The sequence below is a fragment of the Streptomyces sp. SCL15-4 genome, from assembly GCF_033366695.1.
In the GTDB taxonomy this organism is placed as follows: domain Bacteria; phylum Actinomycetota; class Actinomycetes; order Streptomycetales; family Streptomycetaceae; genus Streptomyces.
The window spans coordinates 3465019-3491165 of sequence record NZ_JAOBTQ010000001.1 but is presented as its reverse complement, the minus strand read 5'-3'; the positions used below and the strand labels follow the sequence as shown (position 1 = coordinate 3491165).

Here is a 26147-nt window from a genome sequence, read left to right as displayed (position 1 = left end):
CGTCTCGGCGTCAGCCCGGCCGTACCACGCTGTGGACGGCCGACCCGCCGAGCGCGGCGACCGGCTCCTCGCGGACGTACGCGCCCGGCCTCGGCGCGTGGATCATCATGCCGTCACCCGTGCAGAGCCCTACGTGGCCGGCGCCGTCGTGGAAGAAGACCAGGTCACCGGCGCGGGCCTCGGCAGGCGGAACCGGGGTGCCGGCGCCGGCCTGCGCGGGCGCCGTGCGCGGGAGGGTGACGCCGGCGGACTTCCAGGCGGCCTGGGTGAGTCCGGCGCAGTCGTAGGAGCCGGGGCCTGCGGCGCCCCACACACAGGGCTTGCCGAGCTGGGCCCGGGCGAAGGCGACGGCCTTGCCGGCCTTGGTCGCGTAGGCGCCGGCGGGTGTCGCGGGGGCCTGGGCGGCCCGCCTGGACAGCAGCACTCGCGCGTGGGCGAGCTTTTTCCCGACGGTGGCCTTGGCCGCCTTCGGACCGCCGGCGGACGTGTCCGGCCGCCTGTCCGCCGAGGCCGCCACCGCGACGGCGTCCCGCGCGCCCGCCGCGCCGGCCGGGACCGGCGTGGCTACAGCGGGCGTCGGGACGGCCTGAAGCGGTGGAGCGAGGGTGGCTCGGAGGGGTGGAGCGAGGGTCGTGTGTCCGGTGGGGGTGGCGCGCTCCGGGCGGCCGGTAGCGGGCCTGGGGCGGCCGGGGGTGCGCTCGGGACGGCCGGCCTCTTGTCCGGTGGGGCCGGTAGCGCGCTCGGCGTGAGCGGTGGCGTGCGTGATGCGCTCGGCCTGGCCTATGCCCGGCTCGGTCCGGCTCGTACCGGGCCCGGCCTGCTCCATGCCTGTGCCTGGCTCCGGTCGGCCCGTTCCGTGCTCCGTTCCGGCCGTTCCGCGCTCGGCCTGCCCTGCCGCAGTGCCGCCCTGGACCGCGATCACACCCCGGGCGGTGGGCCAAGTGCGCTGCCGGGCCCGCCGCGCGACCTCGTCGCGGAGCCGCTGAAGACTGCCGTCCGCACCGCGCGGAGTCTCGGCGCGCCCGCTCGTCACGGCCCACCTGCCCGCCTCCGGACGCCCGTCCCATCCGGTGCGTGCGGCTGGTTCCGGCCGCTCGCCCCCTCGGGTGCCGCCGTCCGCTTCGGGGCGCCCGCCCCGTCCGATGCCTCCGCCGGATTCGGTCCGCTCGCCCCGTACGGCGCCTCCGCCCGCGCGCCCGGCCCTGCCCGCGCGCCCGCTCTCCGCACTCCGCCCAGTCCACTCGGCGAGCCCCGCCCGCTCCGCGCGCCCGCCCTGCCCCGCGCCCAAGGCGCGCTCCCCGCGCCGACTCCCGTCCGCGCTCCCATCCAGCTCCGCGCGCGCCCTCAGCTCCGAACCTGCCCCTCGCTCCCCACGGCCGCCCGGCTCACCCCGCTCACCCCGCTCATTCACAATCCCCCGGCCGCCCCGTCCCGCCCGAGCCCTGCCGCCCCCGGACGTCGTCTCCATCGCCGACTCCGCTTGGCGGTAGAAGTCGTCGATCTTTCGTTCGATCTCCTCCGGGGTCGGTCCGGCGTGGCCGGTCGGGGAGAGGGCCTCGGCGGACTGGGTGAGCACGGCCATGGAGGTGAGCGCGGCGGTGGCGAGGGCGGGAGTGCGGATGCCCGTCGTCTGGGTGCCGCCGGGGCGCGGCTTGCGGTGCGACGCCAAGGGAGGCGACTCCTTCCGTGCTGCCGCCTGCCGGGTGGGTCCGGGCGGACGCCGGGAAGGGTCGCCCTACGGCGTCGTCCCGGCGGGAGTCGGCCGATTCGCCCCGGGATCGGTGGGTCCCCGGCTCCGGGCGCCGCGCGGGGCGCCGGACTCGGCGGAGGCCGTACGGCCCGGCGACGTTCGCCGGAGAGGGTGTCGTGCGGCCTGACGGCAACCTAGCCAACTCGTGAGTCTTCTGTGAAGGTTGGTGGCCGCTATGTCCGATACATTTCCGTGACCTGCGGCCGGTGCGCGCATCGGTGACCAGGTACTTCCGCTGGGTGACGCCGTGCGCCGGAAAGATCAACCACCCCGGGAACGGGCCATGTTCCGGGGACGGGGACCGGTTGTCGGTGGGGCGCCCTAGACTCGGAGAGCGATGAGCAGCCTCTTTGACGACAGCTTCCTGGCGGACCTCCAGACCCCCCGCGGGCACGAGGAGGTGCCTCCGCCGCCCGAGGACGATCACGCTCCGGAGCCGATTCCGGACGATCTGTTCGGCGGGAAGTTCGACCTGCCGCCCGACCGGGACACCCACTACCGCGACGGCGCCCCGCGCCCCGCGCTGGACGCGGCGGCCCTCCTGGAGGGGCTGAACGAGAACCAGCGCGCCGCCGTCGTGCACGCCGGCTCCCCGCTGCTCATCGTCGCCGGCGCCGGTTCCGGCAAGACCCGCGTGCTCACCCACCGCATCGCCCACCTGCTGGCCGAGCGGAACGTCCACCCGGGCCAGATCCTCGCGATCACCTTCACCAACAAGGCCGCGGGCGAGATGAAGGAGCGCGTCGAGCAGCTCGTCGGCCCGCGCGCGAACGCGATGTGGGTGATGACCTTCCACAGCGCGTGCGTGCGCATCCTGCGCCGGGAGAGCAAGAAGCTCGGCTTCACCTCGTCGTTCTCGATCTACGACGCCGCCGACAGCAAGCGTCTGATGGCCCTGGTCTGCCGCGACCTGGACCTCGACCCCAAGCGTTTCCCGCCCAAGTCCTTCAGCGCCAAGATCAGCAACCTGAAGAACGAGCTGATCCACGAGGAGGACTTCGCCGCCCAGGCCGCCGACGGCTTCGAGAAGACCCTCGCCCAGGCCTACGCCCTGTACCAGTCGCGGCTGCGCGAGGCGAACGCGCTGGACTTCGACGACCTGATCATGACGACGGTCAACCTGCTGCGCGCCTTCCCGGACGTCGCCGAGCACTACCGCCGCCGCTTCCGGCACGTCCTGGTCGACGAGTACCAGGACACCAACCACGCCCAGTACGCCCTCGTACGGGAACTCGTCGGCACCGGGGAGCGCGCCGGCGAGGCGGACACACCGCCGGACGAGCACGACATCCCGCCGGCCGAGCTGTGCGTCGTAGGCGACGCGGACCAGTCGATCTACGCCTTCCGGGGCGCGACGATCCGCAACATCCTCCAGTTCGAGGAGGACTACCCGGACGCGACGACGATCCTGCTGGAGCAGAACTACCGTTCCACGCAGACCATCCTGTCCGCCGCCAACGCGGTCATCGAGCGCAACGAGTCCCGCCGCCCGAAGAACCTGTGGACCAACGCCGGCCAGGGCGCCAGGATCACCGGGTACGTCGCCGACACCGAGCACGACGAGGCCCAGTTCGTCGCCGACGAGATAGACCGCCTGGTCGACGCGGGCGAGGCGCGCGCCTCGGACGTCGCCGTCTTCTACCGCACCAACGCCCAGTCCCGTGTTTTCGAAGAGGTCTTCATCCGCGTCGGCCTGCCCTACAAGGTCGTCGGCGGCGTCCGCTTCTACGAACGCAAGGAGGTCCGGGACGTCCTCTCGTATCTGCGCGTCCTCGCCAACCCCGAGGACTCGGTGCCGCTGCGCCGCATCCTCAACGTGCCCAAGCGGGGCATCGGCGAGCGCGCGGAGGCGATGATCGACGCCCTCGCCCAGCGCGAGAAGATCAGCTTCCCGCAGGCCCTGAAGCGGGTGGACGAGGCGTACGGCATGGCCGCGCGCTCGACCAACGCGGTCAAGCGGTTCAACACGCTGATGGAGGAGCTGCGCACGATCGTCGAGTCCGGCGCCGGACCGGCCACCGTGCTCGAAGCGGTCCTGGAGCGCACCGGTTATCTGGCCGAACTGCAGTCCTCCACCGACCCGCAGGACGAGACCCGGATCGAGAACCTCCAGGAACTCGCGGCCGTGGCCCTGGAGTTCGAGCAGGAGCGCGGGGAGGGCGAGCAGGGGACCCTGTCCGACTTCCTGGAGCAGGTCGCGCTGGTGGCCGACTCCGACCAGATCCCCGACGAAGAGGACGGCGGCGGCGTCATCACACTGATGACCCTGCACACCGCCAAGGGCCTGGAGTTCCCGGTGGTGTTCCTGACGGGCATGGAGGACGGCGTCTTCCCGCACATGCGGGCCCTCGGCCAGACCAAGGAGCTGGAGGAGGAGCGGCGCCTGGCGTACGTGGGCATCACGCGCGCGCGGGAGCGGCTGTATCTCACCCGGTCGGCGTTGCGCAGCGCCTGGGGCCAGCCGTCGTACAACCCGCCCTCCCGCTTCCTGGAGGAGATCCCGCCCGCCCATGTGGAGTGGAAGCGGACCGGGGCCACGGCCGCGGCGCCGGCGTCCGGGATCGCGGCCTCGCTGTCCTCGACCCGTTCGCGTTCCTCGGCGTCGGGCGCCTCCGGGTTCGCCACCCGGCGCACGGCGGAGAAGCCGACGGTCGCGCTGTCGGTCGGCGACCGGGTCACCCACGACCAGTTCGGGCTCGGCACGGTCGTCGCGGTGAAGGGCACGGGCGCGAACGCGGAGGCGACGGTCGACTTCGGCGACACCAAGCCGAAGCGGCTGCTGCTGCGGTACGCGCCGGTGGAGAAGCTCTAGCCGGTAAGGAAGAGGGCCCCGCCGGAAAGCGGGGCCCCGCGGGCTAGGTGGGGTCCAGGCCGTGGCTGCGCAGCCACGGCAGAGGGTCTATCGCCGACCCGCCCGCCGGCCGGACCTCGAAGTGCAGGTGCGGGCCGGTGGAGTTGCCCGAGTTGCCGGAGTAGGCGATGGGCTCGCCGGCCTTGACGGTCGTACCGGAGGCGACGCGGTAGCTGGACAGGTGGCAGTACCAGGTCTCCGTGCCGTCCTTCGCCGTCACGATCATCATGTTGCCGTAGGCGCTGTTCCACTTGGTGGTGACGGTGCCGTCGGTGGCGGCCAGCACCGTGGTGCCGTAGGAGACCGGGAAGTCGATGCCGGTGTGCACCGACATCCAGTTGATGCCGGCCTGGCCGTAGTAGGCGCTGAGCCCGTGCTGCGCGACCGGCAGCGCGAACTTGGGACGCAGCCGCTCCTTGAGCGCGGCCTCCGCCGCCGCCTTCTTCTTCTCCATCTCCTGCTGCGCCTTGAGGTCGATCCGCTCCTGGGTGCGGCTCGCCCGGTCGGCGAAGTCGTCGGCGCCGGCGGAGAGGGTCTGGAGCTGGGAGTCCAGCTTGCTGTTGGCGACCGCCGGCTTGACCGGCTGCGCGTCCGAGGCGGTGGTGGCGGTGTCCTTGGAGTCGTCGGAGAGCGCGCCGACCGAGGCGGCGGCGATCCCCGCGACCCCCATCACACAGGCCGAGGGCACGGCGACGGTGAGCAGCGCCGAGCGCTTGGCGGGCGTACGGCGCCGGGAGCGGGCCGCGCCGCGCGAGCCCGTGCGGGCCGCCGGGACCGGTGTGGCCTCCTCCTGGCCGTCGAGCAGCACGGTCACGGCGGGCAGTTCGCCCGTGGTGTCCGCCTCGTCCGGGACGGACGGCGCCTCGGCGAATTCGGTGTCGGCGTAGGGCTCGTGCGCGAAGGCGGGGTCCGGGGCGCCGGGGGCGTGGGTGCCGACCGCCTCGAAGGTCGCGGTGGCCTGCTGGTCGAACGGTTCACCGTCCCGCTCGGGCCCGGCCGGCGCGGTCTGTCCGGCGGAGTTCCACTGCGTGGCGTCGTACGCGCCCGTGTCGAAGGTCTGGGTGCCCCACTCCCACTGCTGGGCGGAGCCGGTGGTGCCCGACGGGTCGGGCTGCTGCCAGGCACCCGTGTCCCACTGGCCGCTGACATCGTTTCCGGTGTTCTGCGCGGGGACGGTCCAGGCGGTGCTGTCGTAGACGCCGGAGTCGTAGGCGGCGACATGCTGGGCCGCGTACGGGTCGTAGGCCGGGAGCGGGCCGGTGCCGGTCTGCCACTGGGCGGTGCCGTACGCGCCGGTGGTCGGCTCGCTGCCCGGAAGACTGCCGAAGAGCGGGTCGGCGTGGAAGCCCGTGGTGCTCGCGGAACCATCGGCAAAACCGGTGGCGTCATAGCCGCCGTACGTGGTGAGGTCGTCGTAGGAGGCTTCCTGTGCTCCGTACGGCGCGTAGTGCCCGGTGGAGGCGTCGGAAGCCGGGGCCGGGGTGGTCATCGTCCCCGACGGGTGACGGTCGTTCACCAACTTCTCTTTCGCCTCGACAACAGGGGCTGCCAGAGCAGTGCGGCGACTGTACCCGGCGGTACCTGGGCGCGACAATCTTCGGACGGTTTCGCGTGGGCCGTAAACGGGCATTCGGCCGTGTTTCGGGGGCTCCCAACCCGACTTTGGCTTTGCGTTCGAAGAATGTTCGATGTCGAGTGACGCCAAGTGACGACTGTGCACGGCCTGTGGGGCGTCCGTGTGCCCCGCCGCGCCGCCGCTCGCGCGACGCCCGGCCGGTCCCGGGCCGCCGTCAGGCCACCGTCAGACCGCCGGTGATCCGGTCCTCGGGGTGCGGCGCGTCGAGGACCTCGCGTATGACGGCCGCCACGGCCGGATGCACGGGCAGCGCGAGATGGCCGATGCCGGTCACCCGCACGTTGTGCGCGTCGAGATCGGGGTGCTCCAGGCAGGCCGTCTCCAGCGGGACCATCAGCGAGTCCAGGTCGCTCCAGAGGCTCACGAACCGGGTCCGGCAGCCCGGCGCGGGACCGGTCAGCTCCTCGATCACCGCGGAGCCCGGCCGCATCTGCCGCACGATCGGATGCGCGTCCGCCAGCGGCGCCACCCGGGTCCCGGAGTGCGGCGTGCCCAGCGTGACCAGCGTGCGCACCCGGTGGTCACCGCCGAGACACTGGGCGTAATAGCGCGCGATCAGGCCGCCGAGGCTGTGTCCCACGATGTCGACCCGCGCGCTGCCGGTGCGCTCGCAGATCTCCTCGATGTGCCGGCCGAGCAGCTCCGCGGCGACACGTATGTCACAGGTGAGCGGTGAGTAGTTGAGCGACTCGACGCGCTGCCGGCCGTGCTGGGCGAGGGCGCGGCGCAGCAGGACGAACACCGAGCGGTTGTCGATGAAGCCGTGCAGCAGCACGACCGGCGGAGCGGGGCGGATGGGCAGCCGGGCGGTGCCGTCGTCCGGGGCGGGCAGGGCGGCGGGGTGGCGTTCGCGGATCAGACCGGTCGGATACAGCAGCAGGTGGGCCGCCAGGATCGCGGCGTCCAGGGCCGTCGCCCGGAGCAGTGTCATGGACAGTCCGGCCAGTCTGCCCGGCCGCAGGCGGCGGCAGAGCGGGAGAAAGAGCGGCAGTGCTCCGGTGACCTTCATTGGCCGACCTCCTGTCGGCACGCGCGGGTCGTCCTCGACCCCCGTGTGCCTCATGTCCCACCATGTGATTTCCCCCTCGCCGCGCACCGTAAAACCGCCGGGTGCGGGATGCTGGGGATAACGTTCGTTCACTTCGACGATGGCGGAACGCGCCAAAAGTGCGGTACTTGTCGGTGGAACGGAAGCGATCGCTTCCGTGGTCGCTTGATGGAGGCAGTGATGGGTGTGGCAGCCGGTCCGATCCGCGTGGTGGTCGCCAAGCCGGGGCTCGACGGCCACGATCGCGGGGCCAAGGTGATCGCGCGGGCGCTGCGCGACGCCGGTATGGAGGTCATCTACACCGGGCTCCACCAGACTCCGGAGCAGATCGTCGGCACCGCCATCCAGGAGGACGCCGACGCGATCGGCCTGTCCATCCTCTCCGGCGCCCACAACACGCTGTTCGCCGCGGTCATCGACCTGCTCAAGGAGCGGGAGGCGGAGGACATCCTCGTCTTCGGCGGCGGCATCATCCCGGAGGAGGACATCGCACCGCTGAAGGAGAAGGGCGTCGCGGAGATCTTCACCCCCGGTGCGACGACCACGGCGATCGTGGAATGGGTGCGGGAGAACGTCCGTCAGCCGGCCGCGTCCGGCGGCTGAGCGCCTCCCTCCCGCGGGCCGGCGGGCGGAAGGAGTTCCCGGGTCATCTCCGCCCGCAGCCGCAGCGTGGTGACCAGCCGCTGGAACGCCTCCGCCCAGTACCCGCCGGCGCCCGGCGCGGCGTCCTCCGGCTCCTCGGGCAGCGCGAGCAGCGTCTCCAGACGCGTGGCCTCCGCCGGGTCCAAGCAGCGCTCCGCCAGTCCCATCACTCCGCTGAAGCTCCACGGGTAACTGCCCGCGTCCCGGGCGATGTCGAGGGCGTCCACCACCGCCCGGCCCAGCGGCGCGGCCCACGGCACCGCGCACACGCCGAGCAGCTGGAACGCCTCCGACAGACCGTGGGTGGCGATGAACCCGGCGACCCACCCGGCCCGTTCGTCCGGCTCCAGCGCGGCCAGCAGCTTCGCCCGTTCCGCCAGGGACACCGCGCCCGGGCCGCCCGCCTCCGGTGCCGACGGCGAGCCGAGCAGCGCCCGTGACCACGCCGCGTCCCGCTGCCGGACCGCCGCCCGGCACCAGGCCGCGTGGAGTTCGCCCTGCCAGCCGTCCGTCACCGGCAGCGTCACGATCTCCTGTGGCGTCCGCCCGCCCAGCCGCCCCGGCCAGGTGCCGAGCGGAGCGGACTCCACCAACTGCCCCAGCCACCACGACCGCTCCCCGCGACCCGCCGGCGGCGTGGCCACCACGCCGTCCCGCTCCATGTCCGCGTCGCATTCGAGCGGCGCCTCCACCGCGATCGCCGGCACGTCCCCGGTCCGGTCCAGGGCCACGCACGCCATCGCCCGTACGGCCATCCGCGCGGCGAGCGCCGAACCCGGCAGCGCCGACAGCAGATCCGCCGCCGTGGCCCGCACATTGCGGCTGCGGTCGCCCAACGCCTGTTCCAGGAAAGACTCGTCCGCGTCCGACAGGCCCGCGCGCAGCGAGTCCAGGAACATCAGCCGGTCCTCCGCGCGCTCCGTCGCCCACGTCGACGCCAGCAGTTCCCGTCCCCGCGCGGGCGTACGGGCGCGCAGCGCGCCGAGCAGCGCCGCCCGTTCCGCGAACAGCCCTTCCTGCCACAGCCGGCGCACCGCCTCGGCGTCGCCGGTGTCGGGCAGCGCCGCGCCGCCGCCGGGAGCCGCGCGCAGGGCGAACCGCCAGTCCAGGTTCAGCCGGGCCAGCCACAGGGCGCGCGGGCCGGCGAACGCCAGCGCCGCCGGGCGCAGGTCGGTGCGGCCGCGGGCCGCGTCGAGCAGGGCCGGCAGTGCCTGCGGGGGCGCCGCGTACCCGTACGCGTTGGCCGCCGCGAGCCACTGCGGAAGCAGCTCCATCAGGTCCGGGGAACTGCCCCGCCGTCCGCTGCCCGCGCCGCCGGACCGGTCGGCCAGCAGGGCGGTGAGCCGGCGTGCCGCAGGTGCGGGCAGCGGCGGGCGCGGATCGGCGGGCGCCCGCTCGGGCCGGCGCGCCGCCGGGCCGGGACGCAGCCCGGCCCGCCGCCGTACGGTCGCCACGGCCGCCGCGTCGAGCAGCGCGGCCGGTGCGGTGCGGCCGGGCGGGACGTGCGCCGGGGCGCGCCGGTCGGTGCCGAGGAGCGCGGTGGTGACCAGCTCTTCCCAGGTACCGCCCGGTGCCGACGTGTCCCCGCCGCTCGGTGCCCCGTTCATCGCGTTTCCTCCTCTACGCCTGCCTGCCCGTGGATGTCCGCACGGCCGGTCAGCACAGCGGCACCGCCTCGCCCGCGTCCGCCGGCCACGCCGTGAGCGGGGTGAACCCGCGATGGCCCGCTTCCCCGAAGACGGTGACGGGGGCGCCGCCGGACAGCGCGACCAGCCGCCACAGGCCGGGCCGGGCGCGGGCGGACCCGGTCAGCGGCAGGGACGTGTCCGTGTCGGCGTCGGCCAGCTGCCACCGGTCGCCGTCCGGGACCGGTATCACCCGGTCCAGGGTCACCGGGACCGACTCCAGCCAGGGATCGTCGCGCAGCGCCTCGCCGTAGCGGGCCGCCGCCTCGGCGGTGGTCGTCCCCGGCGGGCGGAACGCGGCCGGGGCCGGCGCGGCGAACCGCTCGCCCAGGGCGGCCCGGGCCCGGCCGCCGCCCGGATACGTCGTCAGCTCCGCCTCCACGGCCAGGCCGACCGGCAGGGACAGCTCCGGGGAACGGCCCGCCGCGCCGTAGGACAGCAGCTGCCGGGTCCGGCCGGACCGCGCGCCGTGCAGCCATATCCGGCGCGTCGTCAGTTTCGGGTCCACCACGTCGTACTGCGCGAGGACCAGCCAGTGGTCGCGCAGCGGCGGGCCCTCCGGCGCGGCGGACAGGCCGATCCGGGCGCGGACCGTGGCCGCGAGGGCCTCCGGCAACCGGTCCCGGCGCAGCCAGCCCTGGTCGAGCAGGTGCAGCAGCGCGCACTCCTCCAGCAGACGCGCCGGCCAGCCCGCGCCGGACGCCGGGACGGCCCCCAGCTCACGGACGCGCGCGGCCAGCCCCGGCGCCTGCGCGTCGACCATGCGGGCCGCCGTCTCGTCCCACCATCCGTATCCCGCCTGTTCGGCCGCGGCCAGGCCGCCGCGCAGCAGGTCCGCCAGGCGCTGCTCCAGCTCGGTCGCGCCCGCCGTGATCCGCTCGGCTCGGCGCTCGGCCCGCCGCCGGGCCGCCTCCGGATCGGCGGGCCCGCCGGCCGGACCCGCTCCGTCCCGCGCCTTCCCGGCCTCCGCCCGGCCGCGCCGCCCCGCGAGCCACTGCCCGGCCCAGTCCGGCGGCCGCGCGCCGTCCGGCACCGCTTCCTCGCCACCCGCCCACAGCAGGAGCAGGCCGAGCGCGTGCTTGCACGGGAACTTACGGCTCGGGCAACCGCACCTGTACGCCGGACCGGTCAGGTCCACCACCGTCTGGTACGACCTGCCGCCACTGCCCCCGCACAGCCCCCACACCGCCCCCTCCCCGCTCCCGGTCCCGGACCACGGCCCGGCCACTGCGAGCTTGCTCCCCGCCGTGCGTGACGCGGCGTCAGGCGCCAGTGCCAGCACCTGCTCCACGGTCCGGCGCACCCCCTGCTCAGTCATGCCACCGACGGTAGGCCCCGCCACTGACAATCGCTCCGGCGAGCGCGTTCGCGCAGGTCACAGCGATTGTCAGTGGCGTGGTGCACGGTGGATGCCAGAACCGAACCGGCCGAGCTGGAGGGGGCCTCAGCCATGACTGTGTCCGCGGAACCGACGACCGCCACACCCCACCGAGACCAGACCGCGCAGGCGCTGCGACCGCACGCCGAGCACGCCTTCGCGGCCGAACTCGCCGCGCTCGCCGCACAGGACGACCGCCCGCGCCCGGCCCGCTGGAAGCTGTCGCCGTGGGCGGTGGCGACCTATCTGCTCGGTGGCACCCTGCCGGACGGCACGGTGATCACCCCCAAGTACGTGGGCCCGCGCCGCATCGTCGAGGTCGCCGTCACCACGCTCGCCACCGACCGCGCCCTGCTCCTGCTCGGTGTCCCCGGCACCGCCAAGACCTGGGTGTCGGAGCACCTGGCCGCCGCCGTCAGCGGTGACTCGACGCTGCTGGTGCAGGGCACGGCCGGCACCCCGGAGGAGGCGATCCGCTACGGCTGGAACTACGCGCGGCTCCTCGCCCACGGCCCGAGCCGCGACGCCCTCGTGCCCAGCCCCGTCATGCGGGCCATGGCCGAGGGCATGACGGCCCGGGTGGAGGAGCTGACCCGGATCCCGGCCGACGTGCAGGACACGCTGATCACGATCCTGTCCGAGAAGACCCTGCCCATCCCCGAACTGGGCGAGGAGGTCCAGGCGGTCCGCGGTTTCAACCTCATCGCCACCGCCAACGACCGCGACCGCGGGGTCAACGACCTCTCCAGCGCCCTGCGCCGCCGCTTCAACACCGTGGTGCTGCCGCTGCCCGAGAGCGCCGACATCGAGGTCGACATCGTCACCCGACGGGTCGAACAGCTCGGCCGCTCGCTGGATCTGCCGGCCGCGCCCGACGGCATCGAGGAGATCCGCCGGGTCGTCACCGTCTTCCGCGAGCTGCGCGACGGCGTCACCGCCGACGGCCGGACGAAGCTCAAGTCGCCCAGCGGCACGCTGTCCACCGCGGAGGCCATCTCCGTCGTCACCAACGGCCTCGCGCTCGCCACCCACTTCGGCGACGGCGTGCTGCGCCCCGGCGATGTCGCCGCCGGCATCCTCGGCGCCGTCGTCCGCGACCAGGCGGCCGACCGGGTCGTCTGGCAGGAGTACCTGGAGACGGTCGTGCGCGAGCGCGAGGGCTGGAGCGACTTCTACCGCGCCTGCCGGGAGGCCGGCGCATGACCGGCACCCGGGAGGGCACGGCCTACGACGCGGGGCCGCTGCTGCTGGGCGTACGGCACCACGGGCCCGGTTCCGCGCGCGCGGTGCGGGCCGCGCTGGACGCGGCCCGGCCCGCCGTCGTCCTCATCGAGGGCCCGCCCGAGGCCGACGCGCTGATCCCGCTGGCCGCCGACCCCGTGCTGCGGCCCCCGGTCGCCCTCCTCGCGCACGCCGTCGACGAGCCCGGCCGCTCGGCCTTCTGGCCGTTCGCCGAGTTCAGCCCCGAGTGGGCGGCCATCCGCTGGGCCCTGGCGCACGACGTCCCGGCCCACTTCATCGACCTGCCGGCCACGCACACGCTGGCGTGGCGGGAGGAGCCGGGGGAGTGCGACGCGGAGGATGACGGGGGCGGCCTCGGCGGCCGGGGGTGCGGCTCGGACGCCGACGCGGGTGGTGCCGGCGGCCGTGGGCGACGCGCCGAGGGCCGCGATCACGGATCTGACGGGGGTGGGCACGGCCCGGTGGGGCCCGGGCGCGACCCGGACGGGCGCGGCGGCGGCCCCGACGGCGACGGGAATGGTTCCGATGGCCTGGAGAGCCGCTCCGAGGGCCGGCATTCCGGTCCGGACGGGGGCGTGAACGGTCTGGACGGGGGTGGGCACGGCCCGGACGGGCGCGGGTCGGGGCCGGGTGACCGTGAGGGCGGGTCCGGCGGTGCCGGTGGCGTCGAGGAGGTCCGGGTCGATCCGCTCGCCGTGCTCGCCGAGGCGGCCGGGTACGACGATCCGGAGCGCTGGTGGGAGGACGTCGTCGAGCACCGGGGACCGGGCGCCGGCGACCCCTTCGCGCCGTTCGCCGCGGTGGAGGAGGCCATGGCGGCGCTGCGCGAGCGGTACGGCGCCGGAGGACGCCGGGACCTCGTCCGCGAGGCCCATATGCGGCTGCGGTTGCGGGCGGCGCACAAGGAGTTCGGGCACGCCGTGGCCGTGGTGTGCGGGGCCTGGCACGTGCCCGCGCTCCGCGTCAGGACCACCGTCGCAGCCGACCGCGCCCTGCTCCGGGGCCTGCCGAAGATCAAGACCGACGTCACCTGGGTGCCGTGGACGCATCGCCGGCTGGCCCGGGCCGGCGGGTACGGCGCGGGCATCGTGTCGCCCGGCTGGTACCAGCACCTCTTCCAGGTCCCCGACCGGCCGGTGGAGCGATGGCTGACCAAGGTGGCCGGGCTGCTGCGCGCGGAGGACCGAATCGTGTCCTCCGCGCACGTCATCGAGGCCGTCAGGCTCGCGGAGACGCTGGCGGCGCTGCGGGGCCGCCCGCTGCCCGGCCTCGGCGAGACCACCGACGCGGTGCGCGCGGTGCTGTGCGAGGGCTCGGACGTGCCGCTGGCGCTGGTGCACGACCGGCTGGTGGTCGGGGACGCGCTCGGCGAGGTGCCGGAGTCGGCGCCCGCGGTGCCGTTGCAGCGCGATCTGGCCCGGCGGCAGCGCTCGCTGCGGCTCAAGCCCGAGGCGCTGGAGCGCGACCTGGAGCTGGACCTGCGCGGCGACACCGACGCCGGACGCAGCAGGCTGCTGCACCGGCTGAGGCTGCTCGGTGTCGACTGGGGGGAGCCGGCCCGGTCCCGGGGCGGCACGGGCACGTTCCGGGAGACCTGGCGGCTGCGCTGGGAACCCGAGCTGTCGGTGCGGGTCGCCGAGGCGGGCGTGTGGGGGACGACCGTGCAGGCGGCGGCGCGGGCCAAGGCCGAGGCGGACGCGGTGGCGGCGCGCGCCCTGGCCGACGTCACCGCGCTCGCCGAGCAGTGCCTGCTGGCCGGGCTGCCGGAGGCGCTGCCCGTGGTCATGCGGGTGCTCGCCGACCGGGCCGCCCTCGACACGGACGTCGGCCACCTCGCCCAGGCCCTGCCCGCCCTGGTCCGCTCCCTGCGCTACGGCGACGTGCGCGGCACCGGCACCGGGGCGCTGGCCGAGGTCGCCGAGGGCCTCGCCGAGCGCGTCTTCGTCGGCCTGCCACCGGCCTGCACCGCCCTCGACGCCGACGCGGCGGACGAGATGCGCGCCCATGTGGACGCCGTCCACACCGCGGTGGGCCTGCTGACGGAGAGCCTGACCGGTGCGGGCCCGGAGGGTGCCGGGCGTGGCGCCGGTGCGGACCCGGGCGGCGACGGCGGGGCCTCGCGCGGGAACGGCACGCTCCTTCCCGGCAGCCACGGCACCGGCGGTGGTCTGCGGGACCGCTGGCGGACGGTGTTGCGGGCGCTGTCGTCGCGGGACTCGGTGTCCGGTGTCATCCGGGGGCGGGCCGCGCGGCTGCTGCTGGACGACGGTGCGGCCCGGCCCGAGGAGGCGGCCCGGCTGATGGGGCTCGTGCTGTCACCGGGCACGCCGCCGGCCGATGCCGCCGCCTGGATCGAGGGGTTCGCCGGTGGCGGTGGCGGGCTGCTGCTGGTCCACGACGAGCGGTTGCTCGGCCTGCTCGACACCTGGCTGACCGGGGTGCCGGCGGACGCCTTCACCGACGTGCTGCCGTTGCTGCGGCGCACCTTCGCGGCGTACGACCCGGGCGTGCGCAGAACCCTCGGCGAACTGGTCCGGCGCGGCCCCGGCGGCCGTGCGGACGGGACGGCGCCGGTGGCCGCGGTCCCCGGTTTCGCCGCCGAACCGGACACCGGACGCGCCGACGCCGTGCTGCCGGTGCTGCGGCTGCTGCTCGGCCCGGCGGCGGACGACGGCACGGACAGGACGGACACGGAAGACCACGAGAGCTTCGCGGGGGTGGGCACATGAGGGACACGACGGCCGGACAGGCACCGGTACGGGCACCGGCGCAGGCGACCGACCCGGCGCGGGAGCGGCTGCGGCGCTGGCGGCTGGTGCTCGGCGGGGACCAGGCCGACGGCACAGGGTGCACGCTGTCCGGCCGGGACGCGGCGATGGACGGCGCGCTGGCCGCGCTCTACGGCAAGGGGGACAGGCCGCAGACGGGACGGGACCGCTCGGCCGGGCTCGGGGCCTCGGCGCCGTCCGTGGCGCGCTGGCTCGGGGACATCCGCGACTACTTCCCGTCCTCCGTCGTCCAGGTCATGCAGCGCGACGCCATCGACCGGCTCAACCTCGCCTCCCTGCTGCTGGAACCGGAGATGCTCCAGGCGGTGGAGCCCGACGTGCACCTGGTCGGCACGCTGCTCTCGCTGCACAAGGCGATGCCGGAGACCACCCGGGAGACCGCCCGCGCGGTCGTGCGCACGGTGGTCGAGGAGCTGGAGAAGCGGCTCGCCACCCGCACCCGGGCCACCCTCGCCGGCGCCCTGGACCGCAGCGCGCGCGTCCGGCGCCCGCGCCACCACGACATCGACTGGAACCGCACCGTCGCGGCCAACCTCAAGCACTACCTGCCCGAGTACCGCACGGTCGTACCGGAGCGGCTGGTCGGCTACGGACGGGCCGCGCGGTCGGTGCGGAAGGAGGTCGTCCTCTGCGTCGACCAGTCCGGGTCGATGGCGGCGTCCGTGGTGTACGCGTCGGTGTTCGGGGCGGTCCTTGCCTCCATGCGCTCGATCAGCACCCGGCTCGTCGTCTTCGACACGGCGGTCGTCGACCTCACCGACCAGCTGGACGACCCCGTCGACGTGCTCTTCGGCACCCAGCTCGGCGGCGGCACGGACATCAACCGCGCGCTCGCCTACTGCCAGGAGCGGATCACCCGGCCTGCCGAGACCGTCGTCGTGCTGGTCAGCGACCTCTACGAGGGCGGGATCCGCGACGAGATGCTCAAGCGGGTCGCCGCGATGAAGGCGTCCGGCGTGCAGTTCGTGGCCCTGCTCGCGCTGTCGGACGAGGGCGCGCCCGCCTACGACCGGGAGCACGCGGCGGCGCTCGCCGCGCTCGGCGCACCGGCCTTCGCCTGCACCCCCGACCTGTTCCCCGAGGTGATGGCGGCGGCCCTGGAGAAGCGCCCGCTGCCGATACCCGACCCGGCGTGACCCGGACGGCCCCGAGACCGGCCCGGAGCAGGCACAGCCGCGCGTCTCACCGGGCCCGTCCCCGCCCGGTGAGACCGCGCAGATCACCCGCGGGCACGCAACGACACCCATACGACGGCACGCCGTGCCAGGGATCGCGGCATCATGTGACAGGTATCACCGCGCGTGTGTGACCCTCGATTTAGGGAGCCCCCTCAAGCGGCGATAACCTGCGAGACGGACATGCCGCGCGCTCGGACACCGTGTGCGCCTCCCTTGTGACAAGCGGACGTCACGTTGCCCTTCGCGGCACGCCCACGCATCCAACGAACCGCGAGATCACTGATAGGGACGGAAGCGCGTGGACCTGTTCGAGTACCAGGCGAGGGACCTCTTCGCCAAGCACGATGTACCGGTGCTGGCCGGTGAAGTCATCGACACGCCTGAGGCGGCGCGCGAGATCACCGAGCGGCTCGGCGGCAAGTCCGTCGTCAAGGCGCAGGTGAAGGTCGGTGGCCGCGGTAAGGCCGGTGGCGTGAAGCTGGCCGCCACCCCGGACGAGGCCGTTGCCCGCGCGACGGACATCCTCGGCATGGACATCAAGGGCCACACGGTCCACAAGGTCATGATCGCCGAGACCGCTCCGGAGATCGTCGAGGAGTACTACGTCTCCTTCCTCCTCGACCGCGCCAACCGCACCTTCCTCTCCATCGCCTCCGTCGAGGGCGGCATGGAGATCGAGGAGGTGGCGGCCACCCGTCCGGAGGCCGTCGCCAAGACCCCGATCGACCCGATCGACGGTGTGGACGAGGCCAAGGCCCGCGAGATCGTGGCGGCCGCCAAGTTCCCGGCCGAGGTCGCGGACAAGGTCGCGAACGTCCTGGTCAAGCTGTGGGACACCTTCATCAAGTCGGACGCCCTCCTGGTCGAGGTCAACCCGCTGGCGAAGGTCGCCTCCGGCGAGGTCCTCGCCCTGGACGGCAAGGTGTCGCTGGACGACAACGCCGAGTTCCGCCACGACTGGGACGAGCTGCACGACAAGGCCGCCGCCAACCCGCTCGAGGCGGCCGCCAAGGAGAAGGGCCTCAACTACGTCAAGCTCGACGGCGAGGTCGGCATCATCGGCAACGGCGCCGGTCTCGTCATGAGCACCCTGGACGTCGTCGCGTACGCCGGTGAGAAGCACGGCGGCGTCAAGCCCGCCAACTTCCTGGACATCGGCGGCGGCGCCTCCGCCCAGGTGATGGCGAACGGCCTGGAGATCATCCTGGGCGACCCGGACGTGAAGTCCGTCTTCGTGAACGTCTTCGGTGGCATCACCGCCTGCGACGAGGTCGCCAACGGCATCGTGCAGGCCCTGAAGCTCCTGGAGGACCGCGGCGAGAAGGTCGAGAAGCCGCTCGTCGTCCGCCTCGACGGCAACAACGCCGAGCTGGGCCGGAAGATCCTCACGGACGCCGACCACCCGCTGGTGCAGCGCGTCGACACCATGGACGGCGCGGCCGACAAGGCCGCCGAGCTGGCCGCCGCCAAGTAAGCACGAGGACGAGGACTCAAACCACCATGGCTATCTGGCTCAACAAGGACAGCAAGGTCATCGTCCAGGGCATGACCGGCGCCACCGGCATGAAGCACACCAAGCTCATGCTCGGTGACGGCACGAACGTCGTGGGCGGCGTGAACCCGCGCAAGGCGGGTCAGACCGTGGACTTCGACGGCACCGAGGTACCCGTCTTCGGCACCGTCAAGGAGGCCATCGAGGCCACCGGCGCCAACGTCTCCGTCATCTTCGTGCCGGAGAAGTTCACCAAGGACGCGGTCGTCGAGGCCATCGACGCCGAGATCCCGCTGGCCGTCGTCATCACCGAGGGCATCGCCGTGCACGACACGGCCGCGTTCTGGGCGTACGCCGGCAAGAAGGGCAACAAGACCCGCATCATCGGCCCGAACTGCCCCGGCATCATCACCCCGGGCCAGTCGAACGTCGGCATCATCCCGGGCGACATCACCAAGCCGGGCCGCATCGGCCTGGTGTCGAAGTCCGGCACGCTGACGTACCAGATGATGTACGAGCTGCGCGACATCGGCTTCTCCACGGCCGTCGGCATCGGTGGCGACCCGATCATCGGCACCACCCACATCGACGCCCTGGCCGCGTTCCAGGACGACCCCGAGACCGACCTCATCGTGATGATCGGTGAGATCGGCGGCGACGCCGAGGAGCGTGCCGCGGCGTTCATCAAGGAGAACGTGACCAAGCCGGTCGTCGGCTACGTCGCGGGCTTCACCGCGCCGGAGGGCAAGACCATGGGTCACGCCGGCGCCATCGTCTCCGGCTCCTCCGGCACGGCACAGGCCAAGAAGGAGGCCCTGGAGGCCGCCGGCGTCAAGGTCGGCAAGACCCCGACCGAGACGGCGAAGCTGGCCCGGGAGATCCTCTCGGCCTGAACGGCATAGCCACCCCTCGGCAGGCCCGTCCCACCCCCGGGACGGGCCTGCCGACGTTCCACCACCCACCCCCACCACGCGAACCCAACCGGCCACGGCGGTCCACCCGTGCAGCCGGCCGCTCTTACGGTGCCCTCTGCGGGGCGCCGCAAGTTGCCGCTACCGGGAGCCCTCCCGCCGGCGAGTCACCCCTGCGGTGAGCCGGCGAGCCGTACTCGCGACATGCCGCTCCCGCCGGGCCGCCGTCCTCACCACGGCTGTGGAGCCAGTCGTTGCGGGCCGCTGGTTTCCGCTCTGGTCAGCTTCTCCTGGAGCGCTCGCTCCTCCTGGGACAGCGGACCCATCCCGCCCGCCGCCGGTACCCCCCGTACCGCCTGCGCCGGAGCGATCGGCGGCTCGTACCGCGTCGGCGCCGTCCGCAGCGTGAGCGTCGTCGCGCCGACGATCGTCACCGTGAAGGCGATGGCCGCCCGGGTCCAGAAGACGTTCCGGCGTTCACCACCGGTCCGCACGTGTGCCGGCCGGGCCGCGCTCAGCCGTTCGGCCGAGGCCAGTTCGAGCAGCCGGCGGTGGAGCGCGGCGGGATCGGCCAGCTCCGGCAACCGCGCGGCCACCGCCTCGCGCGCATGGGTCAGCCGGTTCGCCGCGGCCGGTGTGCTCGCCTCCGTCTCCGCCGCCGTCTCCGGCAGGTCGAGCCCCACACCGTCGTACAGGACGAGCGTGCGCCGGTGCGGCGGCGGCAGCGTGAGCAGCGCGTGCAGCAGTTCCCGGTCGGCCGGGTCGGCGGGCGGAGGCTCCGGGGACCGGTGGCGGGGGCGGAACCGGTGCCAGGGGGAGAGCGCGCAGTCGTACGCCACCGCCCGCACCCACCCGGCCGGGTCCCGGTCCCGGGCCACGTCCGGCCACCGCTGCCAGGCCTGCTGGAAGGCCCGCTCCACCGCCTCGCGGGCCAGCTCCCGGCGCCCGGTGAGCAGATAGGTCTGGCGTACGAGAGCGGGCGCGCAGAAGGCGTAGAGCGCGTCGAAGGCCTGATCGGGCGTCAATTGCGGCGGCCGGTCGGACGGTACGCCGGTCCGTTTCTCCGCTTCCGCGTCCGTGGTGTCCGGTCCCGTCCGCCCGGACGCCTCCTGAACCGGCGTCAGCGGCCGGGACCGGCGCAGGCGTCGGCGGTTTCCCGGCGGTGGCGGGCCGGCAGTGGTCTGCGTCGTCACCATGCACCCTTTCGTACGAAAAAGAACATAAACATATATTGGGCGACACATCGGAGGTTCGCCCGTTACACCGGGAAAGCGCGTGTCGTTGGGAGCATGGCGTGCGTGATCCGGATGACTGTTCGCTCCTCCTCGTCGTCGCCCGCGCTCTCCCGGCTGCGCGACCGCTCGCCCGGACTCGCCGCGAGCCTGCTGGGCGGTGCCGTCGCGGCCGGTCTGGGCCTCGGCGCGCTGTCCGTGCTCGTGATGGTGCTGTGGGTCAGCTCGCCGTACCCCGACAGCGGACCGGCCGGTGCGCTGCACGTCGCCGCCGACCTGTGGCTGCTGGCGCACGGCGTCGAACTGGTCCGCGCCGACACGCTCTCCGGCACCCCCATGCCCGTCGGCGTCACCCCGCTGCTGCTGCTCGTCCTGCCGGTGTGGCTGCTGTACCGGGCGGCCCGGGAAGCCACCGACGCGCCCGCCGAACCGGACGGCCCGCCACCGGTGCCCGCGCGCACGGCGTGGACGGGCGTGGTCCTCGGCTATCTGGGTGTCGGCGTCGCCGCGGCGCTGTACTGCGCGGGCGGCGAACCGCGCCCGCACTGGGGCTGGCTGACGGTGTGCCTGCCGGCGGTGGCGGCGGGCGCGGCCGGCGCCGGGGTGTGGTCGGCCCACGGCCACCCGGCCGAGCCCGCGCTGCGTGTGCTCGCGGTGCTGCCGGGACGGGTGCGACGGCTGGTGTTCGGCGGCGACGAACGGGCCCGGCTGGGCGCGGCGGCGCGCGCCGCCGGCGCCGCCACGGCGGTACTCCTCGGCGGCGGGGCCCTGCTGGTCGGGGTGTCGCTGGTGTGGCACGGCGCGGCGGCGCGGGCGTCCTTCCTCCAGCTGACGGAGGGCTGGACGGGCCGGTTCGCCGTCCTGTTGCTCGGCATCGCGCTGATCCCCAACGCCGCGCTGTGGGCCGCGTCCTACGCCCTCGGCCCCGGCTTCGCCGTCGGCGCCGGACATCTCGTCAGCCCCTTCGCCTCCGACCCCGCTCCGCTGCTGCCGCCGTTCCCGCTGCTGGCCGCGGTGCCGGAACCGGGTGCCGGTGCGCCGCTGAACTGGGCGGCGGGGCTGGTGCCGGCGGTGGCCGCGATGACGGCGGGGTGGTTCGTGGCGCGGGCGGCGGTACGGCGGCCGAGGCCCGGGGAGCCGGTCCGGGCCCGCTGGACGGCCGGCCAGACGGCGGGAGTGGTGCTGCTGACGGCGGTGGTCTGCGCGGTGGCCGTCGCCCTGCTCACCGCGCTCGCCGGCGGACCCCTGGGCGTGGCCGCGCTGTCCCGCCTAGGCCCGCTGTGGGCGCGCGCCGGTGGAGCGGCGGCGGTCTGGACGTCGGTGCTCGCGCTGCCGGTGGCCCTTTCCGCCCGCGCGTGGCGGCTGCTGCGCGGCCGGCATCCGCGCTCCGGCGGAGGACCGGCGCAGGGGGCGGAGGCGGGAGGGGCGGCGCTGGAGGGGACGCCGGGGGAGAGCGGGAGCGGCACGGCCGCCGGCGCGTTCGTGGCCTCGGTGGAGCCGGGGGCGACCGGGGAGACGCCGGACAGGGGCGAGCCGCCGGGGCCGGGCGCGGGTGCCGCCGGGGCTCCGGCGGGGGGCGGTCACGGGGACGCCGGGAGTGCCGCGAGCGCGTCCGGGGCCGGGAGGTGGGGCCGGGGGAGGCGGAGGGCGGCCGCTCGGCCGGAGGCCGCCGAGGAGGACCTCTACGACTTCCTCCCCGCCGAGGACCCGTTCCCGACGCCGTTCACCGAGACCCACGCCGGCGACTGGCACGACGACATGGCCCGCGCCTCCCGCTGGGCCGCCCTGAGACAGGCCGCGTCGGACTCCGCTCCCGCACCGCCCACCGAGCCGTCCCCCGCGGAACCGCCCGCCATCAGCCCTCCGCGCACCGACCCGATGCCACCACAGCCCGGCCCCGGCACTCGGCCGCACTCCTCGGAGTGAGGAGCAACCGGCGGCCTCTGTCCCGGGCCCCGATCGCTCCGGCGGGTCCTCGGGTCAGGAGCGGGCCTCAGCCGTCCTGGTCTCCCAGGACGCCCCGCAGCTGGTGCGGGAGCAAGGTCTCGCAGGACTGTTTGGCCTCGTGGGTGAGGGCGTCGCCGACGCAGGTGTAGTAGTCGCGGTAGACCAGCTGGACGGTGAAGGTCGAGGCCACCAGGATCAGCGCCAGGGACGCCGTGACCAGGCCGGCGACGGCCGCCGTCGTCTGGGGCCGGCCGGGCGGGGGCGTCGGGCCGGCCGGGGCGTCCGGGTCCGGCCGGTGCGGCTTGGCGCGCAGCGCGCTGCTGCCCCAGTACAGGGACAGCGCACCCAGCAGCAGGGACACGTACGGCCAGCTGAACAAGGCGAAGAAGACCGCCCACATGCCGGACAGCAGCGCGAACCGCGCGCGCCGCTGGGCCGGGTCCCTCGGGTCCCAGCGCATGCCGGGACCGGTCGGCCCGCCGGACCCCTGCGGTCCGCCGCCCGGCCGCTCGCCGAAGCCGCCGGGGGAGCAGCCGGGCTGCCGGTCGCTCCACTGACCGCCCCAAGGCGCCCCGCCCCCGGGACCGGAACCGGGCCCCGGCCCCTGACCGGGCCCGTGCCCCTGTCCCGCGCCGGCGCCCGGCCACGGGGCATAGCCGTGCCCCTGGCCCTGCTGCCCGGCGCCGGAGTCCTGCCCCGGCCCGCCCGCTCCCTGCGAACTCCCGGGATCACCCGGATTCCGCGGCCGCCAGGGCCGGTCCGGAGCGCCCTCCGGCGGCGGCGCGAACGGATTGTCGTCCTGCCGCCCGCCACCCTGCCCGGAGCCACCGGAACCCTGCCCGGAGCCACCGGAACCCTGCCCGGAGCCACCGGAACCCTGCCCGGAGCCACCGCCACCCTGCCCGGAGCCACCGGAACCCTGCCCGGAGCCACCGGGCCCCTGGCCGGCTCCGCCGTGCCCCGGGCCGCCGTACCCGCCGCCGTGTCCACCGTGTCCCGAACCGCCGAGGCCGCCCCGGCCGGAGCCGTCGCCCCCACCCCCGGGGGTGCGGGCCGGCGGGGAGGACGGACGCTCCCGCAGCAGTGCGGCGCCCCGCTCGCCTCCCTGGGCCGGGCGCGGCGGGAACGTGAGGTGTCGCAGGCTGCGATCGGGCATCAAAAGAGCGTCTTCCCTTAGGTGACTACGGCAGTTCCGTCGTGAGCTTCCTCCCCGTGAACGCACCGCACGACGACCGCGTTCCCGAGGCTGCTCTCTCGTGATTCCCCGCGAACGCTACCGTCCGGCCGGCCACCCGTCCCGAGGGGCCCGTCCGGAGTGCCGGTATCGTTGCTGACGGCCGGCCGCTTCGTAGACTTCCCCGTATCCGGGGGCGCGAAGCATTCGTACGACCGTACAAACCGGCCGAACACGAATCGCAACCCGAGAAAGGGCCCCATCGTGGCCGCCACCTCCGCCGGCCCGGCAGTCAAGCGCCTCGTCGTGCTGGTCTCCGGCTCCGGCACCAATCTGCAGGCGCTGCTGGACGAGATCGCCGCCGTCGGCCCCGAGGCGTACGGCGCCCGGGTCGTGGCCGTGGGCGCCGACCGCGAGGGCATCGAAGGGCTGGCCCGGGCCGAGCGCGCCGGCATCGCCACCTTCGTGCGAAAGGTCAAGGACCACGGGACCCGCGAGGAGTGGGACGCCGCCCTCGCCGAGGCCGTCGCCGCGTACGAGCCCGACCTCGTGGTCTCCGCCGGGTTCATGAAAATCGTCGGCAAGGAGTTCCTGGCCCGGTTCGGCGGACGCTTCGTCAACACCCACCCCGCCCTGCTCCCCAGTTTTCCCGGTGCCCACGGCGTCCGTGACGCGCTCGCGTACGGCGCCAAGGTGACCGGCTGCACCGTCCACTTCGTCGACGACGGTGTCGACACCGGCCCGATCATCGCCCAGGGCGTGGTCGAGATCCGGGACGAGGACGACGAGAGCGCGCTGCACGAGCGCATCAAGGAAGTCGAGCGAAGGCTGCTCGTCGAGGTCGTGGGGCGGCTCGCCCGCAACGGCTATCGCATTGAGGGACGAAAGGTAGTTATCCAGTGACCGCCGAGAGCAACAAGCGGGCGATCCGACGCGCGCTCGTCAGCGTCTACGACAAGACCGGCCTGGAGGAGCTGGCCCGCGGGCTGCACGAGGCCGGTGTGGAACTGGTCTCCACCGGCTCCACGGCAGGCCGGATCGCCGCCGCCGGCGTCCCCGTCACCAAGGTCGAGGAGCTGACCGGCTTCCCCGAGTGCCTGGACGGCCGGGTGAAGACCCTGCACCCGAAGGTGCACGCGGGCATCCTCGCCGACCTGCGGCTGGACAGCCACCGCGCGCAGCTCGCCGAGCTGGGCGTGGAGCCGTTCGACCTGGTGGTCGTCAACCTCTACCCGTTCCGCGAGACCGTCGACTCCGGTGCCACGCCCGACGAGTGCGTGGAGCAGATCGACATCGGCGGCCCCTCGATGGTCCGCGCCGCCGCCAAGAACCACCCGTCCGTGGCCGTGGTGACCAGCCCGGAGCGGTACGCCGACGTCCTCGTCGCGGTCAAGGACGGCGGCTTCGACCTCGCCGCCCGCAAGCGGCTGGCCGCCGAGGCGTTCCGGCACACCGCGGAGTACGACCTCGCGGTCTCCTCCTGGTTCGCCGCGTCCTACGCCCCCCTCGACGACTCCCGCTTCCCGGACTTCACGGGCACCACCTACACGCGCAAGGCCACCCTGCGCTACGGCGAGAACCCGCACCAGGACGCCGCCCTGTACGTGGACGGCACCGGCGGTCTCGCCGAGGCCGAGCAGCTGCACGGCAAGGAGATGTCGTACAACAACTACACGGACACGGACGCCGCCCGCCGTGCCGCGTACGACCACGACGAGCCCTGCGTCGCGATCATCAAGCACGCCAACCCCTGCGGCATCGCGGTCGGCGCGGACGTCGCCGAGGCGCACCGCAAGGCGCACGCCTGCGACCCGGTCTCCGCGTACGGCGGTGTGATCGCCGTGAACCGGCCGGTCAGCAAGGAGATGGCCGAGCAGGTCGCCGAGATCTTCACCGAGGTCATCGTCGCGCCGGACTACGAGGACGGCGCGCTGGAGGCCCTCGCCAAGAAGAAGAACATCCGGGTGCTGAAGGCCCCGGGCGCGCCCGCGAACGCGGGTGAGGCCAAGCCCATCGACGGCGGTGTGCTGCTCCAGGTCACCGACCGGCTCCAGGCCGACGGCGACGATCCCGCCAACTGGACGCTGGCCAGCGGCGAGGCGCTCTCCGAGGCGGAGCTGAAGGAGCTGGCCTTCGCCTGGAAGGCCTGCCGCGCGGTGAAGTCCAACGCGATCCTGCTCGCCAAGGACGGCGCGTCGGTCGGTGTCGGCATGGGCCAGGTCAACCGCGTCGACTCCTGCAAGCTGGCCGTCGAGCGGGCGGGCGAGGAGCGGGCCCGGGGCGCCTACGCGGCCTCCGACGCCTTCTTCCCCTTCCCCGACGGCCCGCAGATCCTGATCGACGCCGGCGTCCGGGCGATCGTCCAGCCGGGCGGCTCGATCCGGGACGAGCAGGTCGTCGAGGCCGCCAAGCAGGCGGGCGTGACCATGTACTTCACGGGCACGCGCCACTTCTTCCACTGAGCCCCGCGCCCGGACCGTACGGCACAGGCCGCGTCCCGTCCGCCCGGACGGGACGCGGCCTGTGGCCACAGGGCGCTGTCGCGGATCAGTACCGCGGGCGGTTGAACCAGGCCGAGCCCTTGGAGCCGCCGACGAAGCAGGCGATCAGGATGGCGAGCACCGTGTGCACCAGGCCGACCACGACGAACGGGTACAGGCCGAGGATCGCGGTGATGATGCCGTAGACCAGCGTGGTGATGCGGACGCCGTTGCCGCCGTTGCCGAACTTGAGCGCCAGCACGATGGTGAGAACCGTCCAGGCCACGGCGAACAGCGTGAGCCCCCACAGCAGGCCCGACGAGTAGTCGGCGAGCTGCTGGAAGGCGGCGTCGTCCTTGAGTTCGCTGTCGTTCTTCGCGGCGTTCACGCTGACCGCGCTGAACGCGAACAGGGCCACGCCGATGATCTGCAGGCCGACGATCACCCACATCATGACCCGGGCCGCGCTGACGGAGCCGGGCATGGTCTCGGGCGCGGGCGGCATGCCGTACGCGCCGACGGGCGGCGCCTGCGGGTAGCCGTAACCGGGCTGCTGGCCCTGCTGCGGATAGCCGTAGCCCTGCTGCTGCGCCTGCGGGGCGCCGTAGGGATTGTTCGGGTCGCCGAAACTCATGGCGGACTTCCTCCGTCGTGTTGCTCAAGTGCGGGGACGACGCGCGGCACGGTGCGGAGGAAAGTTCTACAGATGCGG

The 26147-nt window shown here is 74.2% G+C and carries 16 protein-coding genes and 3 pseudogenes; 10 read left to right on the top strand and 9 right to left on the bottom strand.

Features of this window, described 5'->3' with window-relative positions; translation table 11 throughout:
• Positions 1–10: 10 nt before the first annotated feature.
• Together SCK26_RS37980 and SCK26_RS14970 are read right to left on the bottom strand one after the other, a co-directional pair.
• Positions 11–373, bottom strand: a pseudogene (locus tag SCK26_RS37980) (C40 family peptidase); the annotation flags it as partial.
• A 1089-nt stretch (positions 374–1462) separates the two neighbouring features.
• Positions 1463–1669, bottom strand: a pseudogene (locus SCK26_RS14970) (glycoside hydrolase); the annotation flags it as partial.
• A 418-nt stretch (positions 1670–2087) separates the two neighbouring features.
• On the opposite strand from SCK26_RS14970, the gene pcrA reads away from it, so the two are divergent.
• Positions 2088–4562, top strand: coding sequence for a DNA helicase PcrA (gene pcrA / locus SCK26_RS14965; protein WP_318201822.1), 2475 nt, complete (start codon positions 2088–2090; stop codon positions 4560–4562).
• A 43-nt stretch (positions 4563–4605) separates the two neighbouring features.
• Here pcrA and SCK26_RS14960 read toward each other — a convergent pair whose 3' ends face one another.
• The gene (locus tag SCK26_RS14960) at positions 4606–6117 is read right to left on the bottom strand and encodes a M23 family metallopeptidase (protein WP_318201821.1); all 1512 of its coding nucleotides are present in this window, start codon (positions 6115–6117) and stop codon (positions 4606–4608) included.
• 274 nt (positions 6118–6391) lie between these two features.
• Positions 6392–7246 carry an esterase/lipase family protein gene (locus SCK26_RS14955; RefSeq protein WP_318201820.1) on the bottom strand — a complete coding sequence of 285 codons (855 nt, stop codon included), beginning with the start codon at positions 7244–7246 and terminating at the stop codon, positions 6392–6394.
• Positions 7247–7465: 219 nt separating this feature from the next.
• Here SCK26_RS14955 and SCK26_RS14950 point away from each other — a divergent pair, with 219 nt between their 5' ends.
• Entirely contained in the window at positions 7466–7888 is a 423-nt protein-coding gene (locus SCK26_RS14950; protein ID WP_318201819.1) for a cobalamin B12-binding domain-containing protein, read from the top strand.
• Here SCK26_RS14950 and SCK26_RS14945 read toward each other — a convergent pair.
• Both SCK26_RS14945 and SCK26_RS14940 read right to left on the bottom strand, forming a co-directional pair.
• Positions 7864–9534, bottom strand: coding sequence for a DUF5691 domain-containing protein (locus SCK26_RS14945; protein WP_318201818.1), 1671 nt, complete (start codon positions 9532–9534; stop codon positions 7864–7866). The two genes, SCK26_RS14950 and SCK26_RS14945, sit on opposite strands and share 25 nt — an antisense overlap.
• Positions 9535–9583: 49 nt before the next feature.
• Positions 9584–10930 carry an SWIM zinc finger family protein gene (locus tag SCK26_RS14940; RefSeq protein ID WP_318201817.1) on the bottom strand — a complete coding sequence of 449 codons (1347 nt, stop codon included), beginning with the start codon at positions 10928–10930 and terminating at the stop codon, positions 9584–9586.
• Between the two features lie 132 nt (positions 10931–11062).
• Here SCK26_RS14940 and SCK26_RS14935 point away from each other — a divergent pair, with 132 nt between their 5' ends.
• The 5 genes from SCK26_RS14935 to sucD all read left to right on the top strand — a co-directional run bounded on the left by SCK26_RS14935 (position 11063) and on the right by sucD (position 18584).
• Complete coding sequence (locus tag SCK26_RS14935) at positions 11063–12193, top strand: AAA family ATPase (RefSeq protein ID WP_318201816.1); 1131 nt, start codon at positions 11063–11065, stop codon at positions 12191–12193.
• Positions 12190–14961, top strand: coding sequence for a DUF5682 family protein (locus SCK26_RS14930; RefSeq protein ID WP_318201815.1), 2772 nt, complete (start codon positions 12190–12192; stop codon positions 14959–14961). The genes SCK26_RS14935 and SCK26_RS14930 overlap by 4 nt, the downstream gene beginning before the upstream one ends.
• Complete coding sequence (locus SCK26_RS14925; protein ID WP_318201814.1) at positions 14958–16157, top strand: VWA domain-containing protein; 1200 nt, start codon at positions 14958–14960, stop codon at positions 16155–16157. Before SCK26_RS14930 ends, SCK26_RS14925 begins: the two co-directional genes overlap by 4 nt.
• Before the next feature lie 340 nt (positions 16158–16497).
• Complete coding sequence (gene sucC, locus SCK26_RS14920) at positions 16498–17673, top strand: ADP-forming succinate--CoA ligase subunit beta (protein WP_318201813.1); 1176 nt, start codon at positions 16498–16500, stop codon at positions 17671–17673.
• Positions 17674–17699: 26 nt separating this feature from the next.
• Positions 17700–18584 carry a succinate--CoA ligase subunit alpha gene (sucD, locus tag SCK26_RS14915; RefSeq protein WP_318201812.1) on the top strand — a complete coding sequence of 295 codons (885 nt, stop codon included), beginning with the start codon at positions 17700–17702 and terminating at the stop codon, positions 18582–18584.
• Positions 18585–18832: 248 nt separating this feature from the next.
• Here the strand turns inward: sucD and SCK26_RS14910 are convergent, their stop codons facing one another.
• Positions 18833–19798 carry an RNA polymerase subunit sigma-70 gene (locus SCK26_RS14910; RefSeq protein ID WP_318201811.1) on the bottom strand — a complete coding sequence of 322 codons (966 nt, stop codon included), beginning with the start codon at positions 19796–19798 and terminating at the stop codon, positions 18833–18835.
• Between the two features lie 111 nt (positions 19799–19909).
• On the opposite strand from SCK26_RS14910, the gene SCK26_RS14905 reads away from it, so the two are divergent.
• Positions 19910–21760, top strand: coding sequence for a DUF6350 family protein (locus SCK26_RS14905; protein ID WP_412080745.1), 1851 nt, complete (start codon positions 19910–19912; stop codon positions 21758–21760).
• Positions 21761–21827: 67 nt separating this feature from the next.
• Here the strand turns inward: SCK26_RS14905 and SCK26_RS14900 are convergent.
• Positions 21828–22616: pseudogene (locus SCK26_RS14900) on the bottom strand (hypothetical protein); the annotation flags it as partial.
• A 603-nt stretch (positions 22617–23219) separates the two neighbouring features.
• Here SCK26_RS14900 and purN point away from each other — a divergent pair.
• Together purN and purH are read left to right on the top strand one after the other, a co-directional pair.
• On the top strand, positions 23220–23858 hold the full coding sequence (gene purN / locus SCK26_RS14895; RefSeq protein ID WP_318201808.1) for a phosphoribosylglycinamide formyltransferase: 639 nt from the start codon (positions 23220–23222) through the stop codon (positions 23856–23858).
• The gene (gene purH / locus SCK26_RS14890; RefSeq protein ID WP_318201807.1) at positions 23855–25417 is read left to right on the top strand and encodes a bifunctional phosphoribosylaminoimidazolecarboxamide formyltransferase/IMP cyclohydrolase; all 1563 of its coding nucleotides are present in this window, start codon (positions 23855–23857) and stop codon (positions 25415–25417) included. Before purN ends, purH begins: the two co-directional genes overlap by 4 nt.
• Before the next feature lie 85 nt (positions 25418–25502).
• Here purH and SCK26_RS14885 read toward each other — a convergent pair whose 3' ends face one another.
• Positions 25503–26069 carry a hypothetical protein gene (locus SCK26_RS14885; protein WP_318201806.1) on the bottom strand — a complete coding sequence of 189 codons (567 nt, stop codon included), beginning with the start codon at positions 26067–26069 and terminating at the stop codon, positions 25503–25505.
• Between the last annotated feature and the right edge of the window lie 78 nt (positions 26070–26147).

Excerpts from the sequence above, each read along its gene's own strand:
- pcrA (WP_318201822.1), top strand. The coding sequence starts at position 2,088 with ATGAGCAGCCTCTTTGACGACAGCTTCCTGGCGGACCTCCAGACCCCC.
- SCK26_RS14955 (WP_318201820.1), bottom strand. The coding sequence starts at position 7,246 with ATGAAGGTCACCGGAGCACTGCCGCTCTTTCTCCCGCTCTGCCGCCGC.
- SCK26_RS14950 (WP_318201819.1), top strand. The coding sequence starts at position 7,466 with ATGGGTGTGGCAGCCGGTCCGATCCGCGTGGTGGTCGCCAAGCCGGGG.
- SCK26_RS14945 (WP_318201818.1), bottom strand. The coding sequence starts at position 9,534 with ATGAACGGGGCACCGAGCGGCGGGGACACGTCGGCACCGGGCGGTACC.
- SCK26_RS14940 (WP_318201817.1), bottom strand. The coding sequence starts at position 10,930 with ATGACTGAGCAGGGGGTGCGCCGGACCGTGGAGCAGGTGCTGGCACTG.
- SCK26_RS14935 (WP_318201816.1), top strand. The coding sequence starts at position 11,063 with ATGACTGTGTCCGCGGAACCGACGACCGCCACACCCCACCGAGACCAG.
- SCK26_RS14930 (WP_318201815.1), top strand. The coding sequence starts at position 12,190 with ATGACCGGCACCCGGGAGGGCACGGCCTACGACGCGGGGCCGCTGCTG.
- SCK26_RS14925 (WP_318201814.1), top strand. The coding sequence starts at position 14,958 with ATGAGGGACACGACGGCCGGACAGGCACCGGTACGGGCACCGGCGCAG.
- sucD (WP_318201812.1), top strand. The coding sequence starts at position 17,700 with ATGGCTATCTGGCTCAACAAGGACAGCAAGGTCATCGTCCAGGGCATG.
- SCK26_RS14910 (WP_318201811.1), bottom strand. The coding sequence starts at position 19,798 with ATGGTGACGACGCAGACCACTGCCGGCCCGCCACCGCCGGGAAACCGC.
- SCK26_RS14905 (WP_412080745.1), top strand. The coding sequence starts at position 19,910 with ATGACTGTTCGCTCCTCCTCGTCGTCGCCCGCGCTCTCCCGGCTGCGC.
- SCK26_RS14885 (WP_318201806.1), bottom strand. The coding sequence starts at position 26,069 with ATGAGTTTCGGCGACCCGAACAATCCCTACGGCGCCCCGCAGGCGCAG.